Genomic DNA, 17195 nt, shown 5'->3' on the forward strand with positions numbered 1-17195 from the left:
CTGTGGTTCCCGCCGGGCCGACATCTCGCTCGGCTTCGGCCAGGTCGGCCGTCCGCTGCTGGTCATGCTCGCAGGCTACTCGCTGTGGATCACTACGCGGATGCTGCCGTCCAGGTCAGCGGCCGGTCTGATCGCTGGGCACTGGCGGCTGCTGACCGAGCTGGGTGCCGCCATTCCCAGGGTGCTGGTCTGGGACAACGAGGGAGCCGTCGGCTCGTGGCAGCGTGATAAGCACGAAGAGCGGCACGAGCCAGGCCCGGCCCAGCCGCGACGTCGGCTCCGAACTGATCTATCTGACCAAGGCCCTGAAAGCCCCGGCTCGGCGGGACGCGGCAGCACGCCTCGCCGAGCAGGCCCGCGACAAGGGCTGGAGCCACGAGAAGTATCTGGCCGCATGCCTGAAGCGGGAGGTCGCCGCCCGCGACTCCCACCGAGCCGAAGAACGCATCCGGGCGGCGCGTTTCCCTTCCCGCGATCGCCCATCTGGCACTTCGGACCTCGTCACCGGAAAGGAGAACGTGATCTTCCTGGAGCCGCCCGGCATCGGCAAGACCCACCTCGCCGCCGGCCTCGGCATCCGGGCCTGCCAGGCCGGCCACCGGGTCACCTTCGGCACTGCCGCCCAGTGGGTCACCGGCTCGCCCAAGCCCACCAAGCAGGACGTCTGGGCGCCGAGTTGACCCGGCTGGGCCGCATCCCGCTGATCGTGGTAGACGAAGTGGGCTACATCCCGTTCGAGCCGGAGGCAGCGAACCTGTTTCTTCCAGTTCATCTCGGGCAGCTACGAACGCGCCTCGGTGATCGTGACCAGCAACAAGCCCTTCGGGAAAGCGCACATGTTCCGGCGAACGTGTGCGAGGTGGCGCCGAAAGTCAGCGGGTTCCGGATGGAGATCCCGTGCGGCTGACGACTGCGGCGGCTATCAGCGCTACCAGGTTGTCGGTCCAGCAGTCCGATTCCTTGGTGGCGACTTCGGCACCGCAGTCTGCGCAGACGAGGTTGGGGCCGTCCTGACCGTGAAGTCCGCAGCAGCCGCCGCGATGCCCTGAGTCGGGATGCAGAGCGTTGCCTGGTACGTCGTCAGGATGCAGGACGAACAGCGTGGCGTCGTAGTTGATCGCATAGGTGCCCTGCGCCACCCGCGGGTCGGCGATGCGATGGTCCGAGAGGTGGTCGCTGGCCGGGGAGGCCTGTGATTCCTGGAGATCGCTGGTGAGAAGGTGCTCGCAGTTCGCGCAGGTAAAGAGGCTCACCGGGACATTGTGCCGGGTCACACAGTGCCTGACCCCAGTGTGAACGAGCTTGGGCGAACAGCATGACTGAAACGGTAAAGGATTCGACGGATCCGCCCCTGACTGCAGTTGCCCAGCCGCTCATAGGGTAGACGCACCCAAGCAGCGTCGTACGTGCTACGGCACTAGTCAAGCTCACACCCAAGAAGGAGTCAGCATGACCTTCCCCCCCGGTGCCCAGGACTCCAGGGTTGGCCTGCCTGTCCGGAACGGGGAAAAATCGCACAGACCCCCCGGGGCCCGTCCGGGGATGTCCTGGCCGTCAAGCTGCTTGGCTGACTAGGCCGTTCTCACGCTGGTCATACGGCCAGTCTCGACGGTGGTGTTCGGTTTGAGGGGCCAGATGTCGCGCCAGTTCAGGGTGGAGTTGTGCGTGAGGCGTTGGCTTGTGGAGTCGATCACTGCGATGCAGAACGAGGATTTGGGGCGGCGAAAGCAGATTCCGCCGTCAGGGGGGGGTGGGGTGGCGGTGGTACCCGAGCTGGCAGGAAAACAGTTCCAAGGCGTAGCTACGCGGGATAAGGCAGCACGTATCGGGCTATGTCATAGCTGCGTTCGAATTCGCAGCCGTTTTCCGGGCATTCAGCATGCGTCAGCTCGCCTCAGCCTTTTGGCCCTCAGCTTCGCGTCCCAGCCAGTTCCAGAGGCCCTTGAGCTAGTCGAGGACGCCGTCCTTCCGTCAGACTGCGAAGCGACCGTACGCTCTGTCATACGGCGGGTCTGCACTCGGCGCGCAGCATCAGGGGATCCGGGTTGCCCGAAGGGCAGGGCTGCTTCTGGAAGGGTAGCAGGGAGCCATTCCCCTCCCCCTGCGTGGTGTCCACCTGACAGTCAGAGCGGGTGCAACCGCACCTCGGCAAACATCGGGCAGATCCCTGAAGCACAAACCAGTAACGCGCCAGGTGCCGGCCGATCGACATGCGAGGGCCGGCCCAACGGTGCTAGGGGCACCAGCCTCCGTCGTGTCGGGATCCGACCAGTACGAGCCACATGGAAGGGGCGGGTCGGCAGAGCAACCCGCCCCAGATGCTGCCTCAAATGGGGAAGCAAGGCGGTACCACACGCTCAGCCTCCAAAGGGGCACCAAATGCATCCCCGAGGGGAATGCCCTTCAATAGACCCGAACCCGGTGCACATTGAGGGCGAACCTGCTGTCGCCGTCGAGCCTCGCCTGCCCTGGTTCCTTGGATGCTGGCGTCTGCCCCGGCACCGCGGATGCGAGGCCGAGCGGGAAGGCGTCGGGCCCCCGCGAGTGAATCAGGCCGGCAGGACGCTCTGGTGGCGTGAACGCTCTGCCCACGACGCCGTGTCGGCTCGCAGACTCGGGCGCATCCGCACCTGTTGATCGAAGCCTCGGTCTTTGCCTGAGCGCGCCTGCAGGGGAGGCCGGCGCCCTCGTCAACCGGGCAGAGACGCAACAATCGCTGGCGGCCGCATCCACAGCCGCCCTCCGTGGCGACTTCGGCCGATCGCCACAGCCAGTCAGTCCCCGCCGGTCTGGCCGCACCTCAGCGCGCGCTCGTGCTCTCGCCTCACCCACCAGTCATCGCTCAGCGTGACGGTTGAGAGCAGGCACGGAGCCCTCGTTGAAGACGTACCTCCTGCGGATCACGCTTCTGCTGCCTCCAGTGCGCTCCTGATGCTCGCGCCAAACGGCAACGGGCCCCTTACCGACTCAGCCGGGCCCCGGAGCTCCGCTCCGTCGACTGCCCGTCCTGAGACCGGTGGCGTTGAAGCGCCTCATGTGCACGACGTCGACTCCCTAATAGGTGAATACAACAGCCAGTATCCCTTGAGCGACTCTCGAATCAGTCGGTCCCGAGGGACACGTGCGATCGGAGAAGATTTATGCGTGCAGCCATAGTTGACGGGTACTCCACGGGATCGATTCTGGCGAAACGCCTGCAGGACGCTGGCGTAGAATGCCTGCACGTTCGCAGTCAGGAAGTTCCGCTGGACTACTTGCAGAGAACCTTTTCCACCTTGCATTACGCCGAGGACCTAGGATATGAACCTGACGTGCTCCTGCTTGCCTACAAGCTGATGGAACGCCAGGTCACTCACGTAGTAGCCGGCGCCGAATCCGGGGTCAGCTTGGCGGAGAAGCTTGCTATGGCCCTTGGCCTTGCGTCCAATCATCCTGCTCTCCGAGAAGCCCGCCGGAATAAGCAGCTGATGGCTGACATTGTCCAAGGAGCCGGCCTGGCTGTCCCGCGCGGAAGGGTATGCAGAACAGCACAGGAGGCTCTCTTCTGGTATCGCGACTCTGGACACTCCGATGTCGTACTGAAACCAATGTCCAGTGCCGCATCAGACAATGTGCATTTCTGCCGCTCGGATGATGAAGTGCGACAGGCTGGCCAACGCATCCTGAGCAAGGCAAATGTATTCGGGCAGCAGAATACCGAATTCCTGGCGCAGGAGAGAATAATCGGTGATGAGTATTTCATAAATACTGTATCGAAGGACGGCTACCATAAGACGGCTGAAATCTGGCGGTATCACAAGCGTACATCATCCCTCAGCACTCCAATTTACGATTTCGAAGAACCAATCAGCACAACAAGCCATGAAGGCAAAATACTCTGCGACTTCACCTATCGCGCTCTCAACGCTCTTGGGATAACTGAAACACCGGCCCACACGGAAGTGATGCTGACTTCTCGGGGCCCTGTCTTCATTGAGACTGGCGCAAGGCTAGGCGGAGGGACTCGACCCCACATCGTCGAGAAATTCTGCGGCGTTTCACAGGTGAGCCTTTTCGTCACGGCGCTGGTGGACAGTGACGCTTGGGCGGCATTTGACGAACAGGAGATTGCGTGGACGAGCAGTGTGCGAAATGTTGATTTTATAAACTACGAGCGGGGGCTTGCAAACCCGTCGGCAGCAACAGCCATCGATTCGCTGGAAACTGCGGTCTGTACCGTTTCACACGTCGATTCGTATTCTCTTCTGGAGCCGACTACGGACCTAACCAGCAGTCCTGGTCACGTCTATCTAGCTTCAGAAGACCATGGACTCGTCGACCGTGATTACCAAACGCTGAGGCGATGGGAACGTCAGGGCCTGCATTCATTCACGACAGCCGACATGGAATAGGAGCAACGGAAAAATGTGCGACTCGGGAATGCGGAGCACGCTTCAATCGGACCGGACACACGTCGGCCATCTACTTGACATGTCGATATTCGAGAGCCTTTCAGGCACGTTGGCCGGCTATCGCTATGTGAAGATCGTCGTCGATCTCATTGAACGCAAAATTCATGTTCTGGATTCGGCGGTTCATAGCTTTCATGCCGTGTACGTCGGCAAGCGGTTTTTCGGCATGAGGGCGGAGGAGATAGAGGAGAACATCGACGAGATCAACACATTGCTCTATGACTCCACAGATCGCCGCTTTCTTCTGGCTACTCTCTCACTGCGATCGATTCCACGCGTAGTGGGAAGTAAATCAAACGGTCCTGACTCATCGGGCTCCGTAATGATCCTTGAGACCTCGGACAGCGACACTATGCCGGCCATCATGGTGACCGAACTCTACAGTTTCGTGCGAAAGTGTCTCGTGGATGACATGGACCTCTACCTCATGCCAGCCAGCCACAGTCAGGAACAGGCCTTAGAGCTCGTTCCCGAGGAGGTCGTCCCACGAATCTCCAGCCATCAACTGCACGAATTCGCCGAGACGGTGAACCTGAACTTCGGTTCGGCAACTGGCCGACTGCGGTATTTTGCTACGCCCGCGGAATACCGCCGGAAGCGCGACACCCTCACCACGCGGGACATCGTTGCTATGCCCACGGTTCCCGAAGACATTCCCCGGGTCGCCGGCCTGATCAGCGGCCATGCTACAAGCCCGCTGTCGCACACCAACATGCTGGCATCAGGGTGGGGCGTTCCCAACGCCATCATCCGAAATATCGAGCACAAGGTGAAGCGGCAACGACTCAATGAAGAGTTCGTTAGCTACGAGGTGACTCCTCGGGGCGTCACTCTGGAAGCCGCCAGCGAGACGTCAGGTTACTCAGCGGTGGCGCATACGACGCGGACCCCGCAGATTGCTGTTCCGAATCTCGTTTGCATGAGCGTCAAACCGCTGGAACAGCTCGAGGTACATGAGCAATCACACTTCGGCACCAAGGCGGCAAACCTAGCGCAGCTGTCTCGCGTCATCGAACAAGGCAGCGGTACTGGGCTTCTCGCCTACTACGCGGCGCCTCGCCCTCCGAGGAAGGACCTGCTCTGCTACTTGGCGCAGCGGCTGGGAACCACGTTCACGAGTACAGATGCGCTAGATGCGAAGGCTCGCACCCTTCTCGCTGAGAATTTTCGAGTGCCTCGTGGCATTGCTGCTTCATTCGCATTTTTGCAGCAGCATATCCAGCAGTCTCAGTCTGTTGAGACGACGCTGCGCCGTCTCGATGAAGCGCTCAACAACTATGATTTTGACGCTGTCGATGCTGCCTGCGAAGAAATTCGCAAAATGATCCTCACCTCGGATCTACCGCCATCTGTGGAGAGTTCCGTAGTCGACGGAGTCAGCAAATACTGCGGAGATCGCTGGCCTCTCATAGTCCGGTCGTCGTCTAACGCTGAGGATGTTCCCGGCTTCTCGGCAGCAGGCCTCTACGATTCAGTCCCGGATGTGCGCGACGCACGTCAGCTGATCGATGCTGTGCGTACTGTATGGGCCTCTCTGTACTCCGCACGAAGTGTCCGAATGCGCCACGACGCCGGGATCGATTTTCACCTGGCCAGCATGGCATTCATTGTCCAAGAATACGTGCCTGCGCAAGTCGGCGGCGTAATGGTGACCTGCAACCCAGGAATGCCTGACGACTTCCGTAACGTCTATCTGAACTGTTCACCCGGATCGGCAGCGGCCGTCGTAGACGGCACGGTCACGCCCCTGGAGTACCTCTTTAACACCGTCGAAGGTGGTGGGCGCACTGTTTCTCTTGGAAGTTCCACCAGCGATCTTGACGCAGCAATCAGGGGTAAACTGGCCGACCTGGCTCTGGCAGGGCGCCTTTTCCAATCGCAGTTCCTCCGGGATCAGGATTCCCTCCACCGTCTCGACATCGAATGGATTATCGACGAGGTCGGTTACGTGAACATACTCCAGGTGCGCCCCTTCCACGCTCCGTAATTGGGTGCAGCGTCTCAGGCTCTCCCTAATTCCTCATCCTTCTTGGATCTGCACGGGAGCGGGACACGCATAGCAACATCTGCTGCAGGGCAGCTGCGCATCCTGCCGCTGCCCTGCCTGAACGCCGCGATAACACTGCCGCCGGGCCTCACCCTTGGCTCGGTGTAAACGAGTACGGACGCGCTCATACAAAGCAGTCGGACCTAGGGAGATGAGGTATCTTCGTGACGCTTCGAACAGCACCGCTGCGACTGCTTAAGCGCCGGAATGATCACCCTCTCCCTGTCAGGCGACTACTATTTACCAATAATGCATTTCAGATACTGTTCGGCCTGCACTGGTGGTTGCCGATTTTTTATACCTACCAGAGAGAGGCCGGCCTCTCGGATGGTCAGATATTTCTGATTCAGGGCGCCTACTACGCGGCATTTTGCTTTCTAGAATTCCCAACTGGGCTCTTTGCGGATCGCATTGGCCCGCGCCGGTGCATGCGTTTGGGCGCTTTGGTCATGACGGCGGCGAATCTTGTACCCGTAGCTTCGCCGACTGTTGTCGGATTTGGCCTGCATTTTCTTCTCATAGCAGGAGCCCGGTCCCTCGTCTCGGGCGCCAGCAGTGCTTATCTCTACGAGAGCCTGCGCGGACATGACTATAGCCACCATTATATCCAAGCCGAAGGGAACGCCAGAGCCCTCGGCCTTACCGCAAAGGTGATCTGCTGGCCTGTCGGCAGTGTGCTCAGTTCCTTTGTCCATTCATCACCTTACTGGTTGAGCGCCGCGTCGTCCGCAGGTGCCTTCGCGTTTTCTCTGAGACTGGCCAGTCTTCGGCCCGTCGCACGCCCCAACGCACGGGAACCCAAATGCGGAACCATTCTAAGAATCATTCATGCATTCCGTGAAGCACCGCTCTTGGGGCCTTTGATGCTCCTCGGCGTCAGTCTTTTCACACTCGTGCGGATATGCCAGTCTGATCTATTTCAGCCAATACTACTGGATCACGAAATTCCCGTAAGCCAGCACGGAACGGTGATGTCCGCAATGGCTATCAGCGAGGCAATCTCCTCTTCCCGTCCGAGAATATTGCTCAAGCATATGAGTGCGTCTCTGGCGGTTGCCAGCCTGAGTGGCCTCATGGCATTGAGTCTCGCGGCGCTCAGCTTTCCGGGCTCCCTCACTTCTGTTGGCCTTCTGTGCTTGTTCGCGGCTGCGGGAGGTCTTGCCTATCCGCTGCAGCGGGGCCAGATCAACGAAGCAATCCCGGATACTGCCCCCAGGTCCACACTTCTTTCAATGGAATCGATACTAGACCGTGCGATTTGCGCCGTCGCCAGCGTGGCCGCTGGTTACTACCTGTCCAGAGGGCTTCTGCACACATACATTGCATACTTGTCATTCGGATCATTCGCCGTACTCGGCATTGCGACTATTGGCGTGGCTATTGTCCGGCGAAGACGCTACATGCTGTCAAAATGAAACTTTCATCGTTTGTCGCTTTCCGATCCGTCGTTCCTCCTTTGACACGGCCACAGTTGGCCGAGGCCCGGCGTGTGCGGCGGCCGAGTTGTTCGAGCGAGGACGCTCGAGTGCCGAGATCGCACGGATGCTGGAAGTCAGCGACAAGAGCGTGCGGCTGTGGAAACGGGTGTGGGAAGCGGGCGGGCACTGTTGCTCTGCGGCGGCGCCCGGCCAGGGGCCGGCCGCCCAAGCTGGACGACGACCAGGTCGAGCAGGTGCGGACCGCGCTGGAGCAAGGGGCCCAGGCGCACGGGTTCGAGGCTGGTCCGTGGACGTTGGAGCGGGTCGGCCTGGTGGTCGAGCGGGTGGCGGGAGTGTTGTTGTCGCGGGCGTCGGTGTGGCGGCTGTTGACCGGCCGGCTGGGGTGGAGTCTGCAGCGGCCTGAACGTCGGGCGGTGGCACGGGATGAGTCCGAGATCGCCCGCTGGATCGCGCATGAGTGGTCGCGTTTCAAAAGCGGAAGCGTGCCTCGATGGCCGCAGCTCTCGGCTATCACGCCACCGATCCCGACCGCGGTCCGCGCCTGTGTTTCCACCTCAGCCCAGCAGCTACGACACCACCGCTCTGATCGAGGTCCTGGAACAGCTCAAGTGTTTTACCGCGCGGAGCGGGTGGTGCTGGTCTGGGACGGACTGTCCGCCCACTGGAGCCAGGCCATGCGGGTCTGGGCCGCCGAAGAGGACTGGCTCACCCTCGAACTGCACTGAACTGGTCCCACTGGCGGCGACAACACCAGGCAGTCGCCCGGCACTGCCACTAGCAGCGGAGAACCAGCTCAGGACACGATCTGCTAGTTGTCGTTGTCTGGGCATGGTGGGGATGGCTGAGGCTCAGGGGTGAGCTGCGGAGTTGGAGTCGGTGTTTGCTCGGGTGGCGGGCCGGTTCGCCCGGGCGGATCTGCGGTGGCGGATGCGGGACTACCTGCGGGGGCTGCTGGCACCGCTGGCTCGGAAGAACGGCTGGCAGCTGGCCGAGTATGCAGGTCACCGCACTCCTGACGGGTTCCAGAGGCTGCTGAACTCAAGCGTGTGGGACGCAGACGCACTGCGTGACGATGTCCGAGACTGCGTGGCCGGCAAGCTCGGGCCGGGCGGTGTACTCATCGTCGACGGCATCGGGTTCATCAAGAAGGGCAGCACCTCGGCCGGGGTGGGCCCGCAGTACACCGGCACGTCGGGAAAGATCGACAACTGCCAGATCGGGGTGTTCGCCGCCTACGCCACCAGCCGCGGACGGGCTTTGGTGGACTGGGAGTTGTACCTTCCCAAGGCCTGGACCGGCGACCGGGAACGGTGCAGAGCCGCGAAGATCCCGGACGAGCGGGCCTTCGCGACCAAGGGCGAATCGCGAAGGCGAGGGTCACCCGTTGCCTGGCCGCGGGCCTGCCCGCCTCGTGGGTGACAGCGGACGAAGCCTACGCCCAGGAGTGGAAGTTCCGGCGTCTGCTCGAGGAGCTCGAGGTCGGGTATGTCGTCGCGGTGCCGAAGTCTCAGCAGGTCAAGAGTCTGGCCGGCTTCTGACGGATCGACGACCTGATCGCCGGGGCACCCGATGACGCCTGGCAGCGTCTCTCCTGCGGTGACGGGGCGAAGGGACCGCGCGTATATGACTGAGCGAGTGCGAGGCTGCCGTCGATCGGAATTCTCGACGGGGACGAGCCCACCCGTCACCGATGGGTACTGGCCCGCCGCAGCCTCACCCGGCCCGACGAGATCACCTACTACTTCGCCTACGCTCCCGTGACCTGCACCATCGCCGACCTCGCGCGCGTGGCCGGGATGCGGTGGGCGATCGAGGAATGCTTCCAGGCCGCGAAGAACGAGTGCGGCCTGGACGAGTACGAGGTCCGCTGGTATCGAGTACGAGGTCCGCCGGTATGTGGGCTGGTACCGGCACATCACGCTGGCCATGCTCGCCGGCCTGGCCGCCGACGAGACGGTAAAGGGGGCAGCAGAAAACGACCCCACCTGCAGGATCGTCCCCTCACCGTGGCAGAGATCCGCCGGCTCCTGGAACATCCCCTGCCCCCACCACCGAACACACCGACCACCCTCAAAGAGATCACGCACTGAAGTGGTCCCGCTGGCGCCGACGACGCCAAGCAACCGCCCAACACAGCCACTACCTGAAAGAACCAGCTCAGGACACGAACCACTGCTGGAGTACTAAGTGCCTGCACCTGCCGGCTGCACTCCATGCCGCCGACATCACCGCCCGCACCGGCACCGGTGACCACATCGCATCTCTCCTCCTTGCCTCCGCCGCCTTCGCCCTCATCGACACCCTGACCGTCCATTGCCGCCTGTGCCCCGACCGGCCATAGGCACCCGTCCATCGCCCAGCGGGGTGGCAGGCGCTACTCAACAAAACATGTCAAAATGGAAAAATTGAGGGCACCGATGGCCAGGCTTGCGTTCCTCGGAGGTTCTTGTGATCTCGGCAGGGGGCCAGTGGGATGCTGGTGGCGGCGTGGCAGGCGGGCGAAGCGCCGGGAAGCAGACGGGTGTTCCATCGTTTGTGGGGCGGCAAGTTCAGCTGGCGGTTTTGGAGGGTTGCCGGGCCCGGGCGGTGGGAGGTGATCCATGGCTTGTGACGGTGGCGGGGGAAGCGGGCATCGGGAAGACCGCCTTGGTCCGGCAGGCTCTCCGGGAGGGGTCCGACCGCCTTGAAGTGTGCTGGGCGGCGTGTGATCGCAGCGAGCAGGACTGGCCGTATGGCGCGGTGGACCAGTGGCTGCGGCGACTACCTTCGTCAGTTGCGGAAATGCGTGAACTCACAGAACTGCTGCGGCGCAATGCTTCGCCACTGAATGTAGGGGCACACCTGCTGAGCGTGTTGGCTGCGGCGGCGGAGAACGCGCCTTTGGCGTTGGTGTTGGATGACGCCTCTTGGGGGGATGAGCAGTCGCTGGCGGCGTTGGGGTTTGTGTTGCGCCGGTTGTGGTCAGAGCGAGTGCTGGTGGTGACCAGTGTTCGGGCCGGTGAGGGAGAGGCCGCCGGGGAGGAGGCACTGCGGAGGTTGATGCGGGGGGTGGAGCGGGTTGAAGCCATCCGCCTGTCCGGGCTGGGCGAGCGCGAGGTGGAGGCACTGGTACAGGCGCAGACTGGTGTCAGACTGCGCGAAGCCGGTGTGGAGCGCCTGATGAGGCACACCGGGGGACATCCTCTGCATCTGCTTACCTTGCTGGGGCAGGCGTCCGTCGAGGAACTGAAGGACACTTCACGGCCGTTGCCCGTGCCTGACTCGCTGGAGAGGGCGATCGGTAGTCAACTAGCTGTGCTGCCACCGGAGTCGCGGCGGCTGGTGGAGGCACTGGCCGTGCTGAATGCGACGGTGCCACTGCCCCAGGCCGGGACGCTGGCGGCCGTCAAGGATCCGGTGGCCGCGCTGGAGCCGCTTCTTCAGGCCGGGTTGGTGTCCTGGCGACCCGAGGAATCCACCACGCCAGTACAGCTCCACCACGCTTTGCAGCGTGAGGCGGTCTACCAAGCACTGACTCCACCGGTCCGGTGCGACCTGCATCAGGCTGCCAGCGCTCTGGTCTCCGAAGAAGCGGCCTGGGCACACCGGGTCGCTGCTGCCAGTGGCACCGATACCGGCCTGGCTGGCGAACTCGTTGCTGAGGCTGACCGCCAGGCAGGAAGGGGGCGTGTCAACCGCGCGGCGACGCTGCTGCTGTGGGCCGCTGACCTCACGCCAGCCCCCGCTCAGCGTGAAGAACACCTCCTGACTGCCGTCACCGGTCTCCTGCTGGCGAATCAATCCCCGGCACGGGTCAACGGGCTGCGCGACAGACTAGAAGCCTGCAAGCCCTCACCGCGACGCGACGCCGTCCTCGGTTTCCTCGCGGCTGTAAGAGGCGATCCGGAGACGGGGGTGGTTTTGCTGACCCGCGCCCACGATGCGGCGACCGATCCGAATCTTCAGGCCTTGACCGCTATCTGGCTGGGCGTGGCATACGTCATGAAGGCCGAGGGTGTGCGTGTCGTGGAAGTGATGCGGCCACTGCTGCAGCAGACCCCGCCCGGCCCAGCCAGCCACTTCGCCCGGGGCCTGCTGGCCAACGGCGAGCTCTTCAGCGAAGGCCCCCCTGCCGCGCTTGCAGTTGTTGAGGAGGCCGGCCTGCCAGAGCACGCCAGCCAGGTGCCACAGCGTGACAGCTCCCTGCTGCTGTGGCGCGGAACCTGCCGCATTTTCACCGGAGAGATGCGGGCTGGAATAGACGACCTGACGACACTCATTGCCCGGCAGCGCAACGACCCGGACATACCGGCCCTGCCAGCGGAGCATTTCATGCTCGCATACGCCCGCGCCCTCACCGGGGAGTGGGAAGATGCACTGATCAGCGCCGAACAGGCTCTGGTAGTTGCCGAAGCCACCGACCAGCCCTTCGCGTTGGCTCCCAGCCACGCAATCACCGCGATGGTCCACGCCCAGCAGGGCAACGACGATCAGGCAATGGAGCATCTGAGCGCCGCCTGGCAGCACACGTCATTCTTCCCTAAACTGAGCGCCATTTTCCCGGTCATGGCGCAGGCGCTGCTCGGGCAGGTCCGTGGCGACCGCCCTACCATGGCGCAGGCACTTCAAGATCTGGACCCGGCAGCCTCCAACGGGACCACCCCCGAGTGGCCCCTGTACTGGGCCCCGTTGCTGATCGATGCCCATGCCCCTGCCGACAACGCCCGGTCCCCCACTGCCGCCGGGGACCTGATACGGGCTAATGAGGCTATGGCCGCCTTCGACCGCATTGCCACCCGGAGTGACGGCGCCGTCGTCCCGGCCCTGGCCTGCACCCGGCTCTGGCTGCATGCCCGTCTCTCCACCGCCCACCACGACAGCACAGGCGCTCGATCCCACTATCAGAACGCCCTCAACGCCCCGGAACCACACGGTGACGACATCCCCCTGCACCGCGCCTTCGCTCACCGCGACTACGCCCACCTTCTCCTGGTCACCGGCAAACCCGTCGACCGCCACGAAGCAGCCACCCATCTGTCCGAAGCCCAACGGCTATTTACCGCCCTCGGCGCCAAACCTCACGCCGAACGCACCTCACAATCCCTAGCCCGCCTTGGAATGCCCCTCCATACTGATGCCCTTAAAGGCGAGCAAGATCCATTGGCCGTTCTCACCGAACGGGAACACACCGTCGCCCACCTCGCTGCCCAGGGAAACACCAACCAGGAAATTGCCCAGCAACTCTTCCTCAGCCCCAAAACCGTCGAATACCACCTCAGCCACGTCTACAACAAACTGAACGTCGCCTCCCGCCGCCAGCTCCGTAAGGCCGGTGTCTGAAGCGCACACAGCCGGGCGTGTGGGTGCAGACAGGCCGCCTGGCCACGGCGCCGCCAGTCCACCACTGACGGGGCCCCGGATCTCGGGTCCGGCTTCGGAGCCGCCCCCGGCTGAAGCCGGGGACGGGATTTACTGATGGACGGCAGGACGACCGCGGTCCACAGGGCGTAGAGACTGAAGGGATTGCCCAGCGCACCCGCTCAGAACCAGAGTCCTGCGGATCGAGCCCCCACTTACAGCCCCTAAGACGTTGTTTCACTTGGTGAGTCGTCGGTAGTTGATGAGGCTGGTGGCGATGGCTGTGAAGGCGAGGAAGTGCTCGGGTTTGCGCTCGTAGCGGCGGTGGAGCCGGCGGTAGCCGGAGAGCCAGGACATGGTCCGCTCGACGACCCATCGGTGGCGTCCCAGACGATGTGAGTTCTCAACACCGCGCCGGGCGATCCGAGGTGTTATTCCCCGGCCGCGGAGCCATCGCCGCAGATGGGGATAGTCGTAGCCCTTGTCACCATGGAGCTTGTCCGGACGTCCGCGGCGGCTGCGGATCGGCGGTATCGACGCGACGACCGGCTGCAGTGCGAGGCTGTCGTGGCTGTTGGCCGCGGAGATGGCGACCGCGACCGGCAGACCGCACCGGTCGGTGACGAGATGGATCTTCGATCCGTTCTCGCCGCGATCGGTCGGATTCGGTCCCGTCAGGAGCCCCCTTTGAGGGCCCAGACACTCACCGAGTCGATGGCGAAACGCGACCAGTCCAGCTCTCCTTGGGCCCCGAGTTCATCAAGGATGACCCGGTGGAGACGAGCCCAGACTCTGTCCTTGCTCCAGCGCGCGAAGCGCCGGTAGACGGTCGGCCAGGCCGGCCCGCACACCGGCGGGACCTGCCGCCACGTGACCCCGACGTCGCCACGAACACGATCGCAGCCAGACACTCACGGTCCCCCGACCATCGACGGCCGCCCCCTTGCGGACGTATCACCACCGTCTCCGGCACCACCCTGCGGAACAACTCCCACAACTCATCCGGCACCAACCTCTCAGCAAGACTCGTCATGCCCAGCACAACGACCCACACAACCAAAGGAAACGACGTCTAATGAAGTGATCTTCGGGCTGGTATGGTCCTCAGCACTTGATCCGAGTAAATCGGGTGGCTCGGCAGAAGCCGTGGGAAGCCGATATCGAGCTGTGGGCGGTAATCGAGCTGCTACCGCCGAGAGTGAAATGCCGGGTTCGTCATCCGGGGCGGAAGCGGCCTCGTACAGGCGGGTCTTCCAGGGCATCCTCTTCGTGCGTCACATCGGCATCGCCGTGGACCCTTCCCGCAGGAACTGGGCTTCGGTCGGGCATGACCTGCTGGCGGCGCCTGGCCGTGCAGACCGAGGCCGACGTCTGTCCAGCACCGCACGAAACTCCTCTGGCACGGCTGCGCGGTGCCGTGCCCCTGACCTCTCCCGGGCGGCGGTCAACAGCTCCCACACACGCGTTACAGGAGGCTCCGATACCGGGGGGAGCCCCGTTGGCCGGGGCGCTTGCTCGACGGCGATGCGTTTCGGCGTGACGGCACGATGGTGAGTCCGTTTCAGCCGTGTCCTCACCGCCGCGGGGAGGGCCGAGGCCAGGTCAGTTGAGGTCGGCCGGTCCAGGGGGGACCCAACATCCTTGCCAGTAGCGAGCCCAGGAGCGTGGAGAGGCACCTGGGGGACGCTCAGGGGCCTTCGGTGGGCAGGGGCAGTCGCGGCGGTCACACCCCTGCAATGATCACCTCGACGGAACCTAAGGACTACTATCGGAAGAGCTTCAGCCGTCGCCAGCAGTGGGCAGCGAGACTGAGGAACGCTTCGTGGATGTCGTCGCGGACTTCCCGGCGGATCCACAGCCGGCGGAACGCATGGAGATGGGCGAAGGGCTGCCCACTTCGGGCGTTCGCCCGCCGGGTCCTGTCCCGCAACAGGTCGTGGACCTGCTCGGTGGTTCCGTCCGTCTCCCACTTGGCGTAGTAGTCGTAGACGGTCTTGAACGGCGGGAAGTCGTGCGGCAGGTACTCCCACGGGATCCCGGTGCGGTTGACGTAGAGGATCGCGTTCACGATCTCTCTCAGATCATGCACCCGCGCTGCCGCCCCAGGCCCGGAACGGGCGGCCCGCCAGGCAACGAACACGGGCTCGATCAACGCCCAGCGGGCATCGGAGACGTCACTGCGATACGCACGTCGAGCAGTCATGCCCCTGGCAACGACCGTCGACGCCTCCAGTCACAAGAACATCCCAAAACACCAATTACCTAGATCAAATGCCCTCTAAGACCAAGCCGCACACGTCGCGGACAGCGGCAGCCCCTGCCCCATATGGGCAGCCGCTGCCGAAAGGACGCCGGGAGTGCGGCTGAATCCGGAGCCGTACGAATGCCGAGAGAGGGAACTTCCGTGGCACCGGCTGCGGACCGGGTAGGGCATTGATCACTATTGATCACACCCATGCGAGGGACAGGTCCGCTCATGCGCCATCGATCTGACGGGACGTACCGCGCTGGTCACCGGATCCACTCAGGGGATCGGTGCCGCCATCGCCACGGGGCTGGCCCGCGCTGGGGCGCGCGTGAGGGTGAACGGCGGCGGACACGCGAGCGGGTGACCTCCCTCCATTCGGTGACGCCCTGGGCGGAGGTATACGGACGCGGGCGGCCTGCGGGGGCTACAACCGGCGGGGCCGCTGCGGGGCGGCCGTCCGGGGGTAACCGGCTTCGTTCTCGAGCCGCTCGAGACGGCTGTCGGCAGCCCGGGGGATCGCGATGCGGCCAGGTTCCCCGACCCGGCTGTGCACCGCCAGCGCACCCCTCCCCGCGGTCGGGGGCAAGCGGCAGAGCATGGGCGAGCGGGACTTCACCGCGCTGGTCGACGGCGTCCAACACATGGTCAGGGTGCCGATCGTGGTGGGCCCATCGCCCGCAGCCGACTCAAACGCCTTGCATCCTCAATTCATGTCACCTCGCTTCACGCTGGTCAGGTAAGCGTAGAAGATGATGTTATTGCTCCGGTGCCCGTCCTTAAGTGCACCTCCGCAGGTGATGAGGCGCAGCTCGGGCCGGCGAGTGGGGCCGTATACCTTGCCAGTGGGGAATGCTTCCTTATCGATGTTCTCGATTTCATGGATTTTGAAAGTGGCGGTTCGGCCATCCGCTCGCGGTATGTCTATCGCGTCTCCGATTCTCATCTTCTCTACGTTCTTCATCAGAGCAGGGCCGTGAATGGTGTCGAAGTGGGCAACAAGCACAGCGACGCCCTTTTCTCCGGGGGTTACACTATCCTTCCACCAGCCAGGCGTGTCGGCAGCGGTGTCGGGATTCGGGGCGCCTAGTGCTCCCCAATTGTCCAGTTTAAGGTCGACCATTTTTGCCGCTTTTACACCAGCTGAGGTTATCCTCATTCCGGTCGGCCGGGATCTCGGAAGCTCCTTGGAGATATCCGGCCCTGGGGACGATGCTGTGCTGCGGACCTGCGGCTCCGGTGGTAGAACCGTCCCGCACGCTGCGAGTGAGCCTATTGCCGCGAGTGCCGATGCAATAGAACCCATGCGGGCACGTGGGCGGCTATGAGTGGGGGTGTTATTCACGGATGCCTCCATGCAGGTCCCGCGCTGGGCGGGACCTGCATGCCCGAAAGGGCTCAGACGATTGTCCGGTGTCTGGGTGTGTTCAGCGCTGACCGAGACGGCGGCGCGCTGCGAAGCCGAAGCCAACGGCTCCAGCCGCGGCCAGGCCCGCAGCGCCTACAACCGTCAACGTGTGGGTAGAACCAACGCCTTCGGCGCCGGCCTTGACCCCGCCCTTCGGGACCTCCCTATCCTGTTTCGCTGCGAGGATTTCGGTCTTCTGGATGGCGAGAGGGCTGGCGAGGAGTTCCGCACCCGGGGGTGTCGTGAGGGCCGCGGCAATCTTCCCCTT

Annotated in this window: 10 protein-coding genes and 4 pseudogenes; 9 read left to right on the forward strand and 5 right to left on the reverse strand. The window is 63.4% G+C overall.

Features of this window, described 5'->3' with window-relative positions:
- Positions 1-224: 224 nt before the first annotated feature.
- Both ACZ3IJ_RS27910 and ACZ3IJ_RS27915 read left to right on the forward strand, forming a co-directional pair.
- Positions 225-680: an ATP-binding protein gene (locus ACZ3IJ_RS27910; protein ID WP_467472504.1), complete on the forward strand. Its 456-nt coding sequence runs from the start codon at positions 225-227 to the stop codon at positions 678-680.
- Positions 626-907 (forward strand): ATP-binding protein, encoded by a 282-nt coding sequence (locus ACZ3IJ_RS27915; protein WP_467472505.1) that lies wholly within the window; start codon positions 626-628, stop codon positions 905-907. Before ACZ3IJ_RS27910 ends, ACZ3IJ_RS27915 begins: the two co-directional genes overlap by 55 nt.
- Here ACZ3IJ_RS27915 and ACZ3IJ_RS27920 read toward each other — a convergent pair.
- Positions 873-1253: a hypothetical protein gene (locus tag ACZ3IJ_RS27920; protein ID WP_467472507.1), complete on the reverse strand. Its 381-nt coding sequence runs from the start codon at positions 1251-1253 to the stop codon at positions 873-875. The two genes, ACZ3IJ_RS27915 and ACZ3IJ_RS27920, sit on opposite strands and share 35 nt — an antisense overlap.
- Positions 1254-3140: 1887 nt before the next feature.
- Between ACZ3IJ_RS27920 and ACZ3IJ_RS27925 the strand changes: the two genes are divergently transcribed.
- From ACZ3IJ_RS27925 to ACZ3IJ_RS27950, 6 genes and pseudogenes are all read left to right on the forward strand, one after another.
- Positions 3141-4391, forward strand: a complete 1251-nt coding sequence (locus tag ACZ3IJ_RS27925) for an ATP-grasp domain-containing protein (RefSeq protein WP_467472508.1) — start codon at positions 3141-3143, stop codon at positions 4389-4391.
- A gap of 79 nt (positions 4392-4470) precedes the next feature.
- On the forward strand, positions 4471-6438 hold the full coding sequence (locus tag ACZ3IJ_RS27930) for a PEP/pyruvate-binding domain-containing protein (RefSeq protein WP_467472510.1): 1968 nt from the start codon (positions 4471-4473) through the stop codon (positions 6436-6438).
- 224 nt (positions 6439-6662) lie between these two features.
- The gene (locus ACZ3IJ_RS27935) at positions 6663-7913 is read left to right on the forward strand and encodes an MFS transporter (RefSeq protein WP_467472511.1); all 1251 of its coding nucleotides are present in this window, start codon (positions 6663-6665) and stop codon (positions 7911-7913) included.
- A pseudogene (locus ACZ3IJ_RS27940) lies at positions 7910-8332 on the forward strand (helix-turn-helix domain-containing protein); the annotation flags it as partial. The gene ACZ3IJ_RS27935 and the pseudogene ACZ3IJ_RS27940, both read left to right, overlap by 4 nt.
- Before the next feature lie 532 nt (positions 8333-8864).
- Positions 8865-9475, forward strand: a pseudogene (locus ACZ3IJ_RS27945) (IS701 family transposase).
- 997 nt (positions 9476-10472) lie between these two features.
- Positions 10473-13256 (forward strand): helix-turn-helix transcriptional regulator, encoded by a 2784-nt coding sequence (locus tag ACZ3IJ_RS27950; protein ID WP_467472662.1) that lies wholly within the window; start codon positions 10473-10475, stop codon positions 13254-13256.
- Positions 13257-13511: 255 nt separating this feature from the next.
- Here the strand turns inward: ACZ3IJ_RS27950 and ACZ3IJ_RS27955 are convergent.
- A pseudogene (locus ACZ3IJ_RS27955) lies at positions 13512-14307 on the reverse strand (IS5 family transposase).
- Positions 14308-15039: 732 nt separating this feature from the next.
- A complete protein-coding gene (locus tag ACZ3IJ_RS27960) occupies positions 15040-15477 on the reverse strand; it encodes a transposase (RefSeq protein WP_467472513.1) in 438 nt (145 codons plus the stop codon).
- Positions 15478-15757: 280 nt separating this feature from the next.
- On the opposite strand from ACZ3IJ_RS27960, the pseudogene ACZ3IJ_RS27965 reads away from it, so the two are divergent.
- Positions 15758-15865, forward strand: a pseudogene (locus ACZ3IJ_RS27965) (SDR family NAD(P)-dependent oxidoreductase); the annotation flags it as partial.
- A gap of 360 nt (positions 15866-16225) precedes the next feature.
- Here the strand turns inward: ACZ3IJ_RS27965 and ACZ3IJ_RS27970 are convergent.
- Positions 16226-16825, reverse strand: a complete 600-nt coding sequence (locus ACZ3IJ_RS27970) for a sortase domain-containing protein (RefSeq protein WP_467472514.1) — start codon at positions 16823-16825, stop codon at positions 16226-16228.
- A gap of 121 nt (positions 16826-16946) precedes the next feature.
- A partial coding sequence (locus tag ACZ3IJ_RS27975; RefSeq protein WP_467472516.1) for a hypothetical protein occupies positions 16947-17195 on the reverse strand: 249 nt, incomplete at its 5' end.

It is taken from the genome of Streptomyces sp. NPDC013317 (assembly GCF_055563155.1).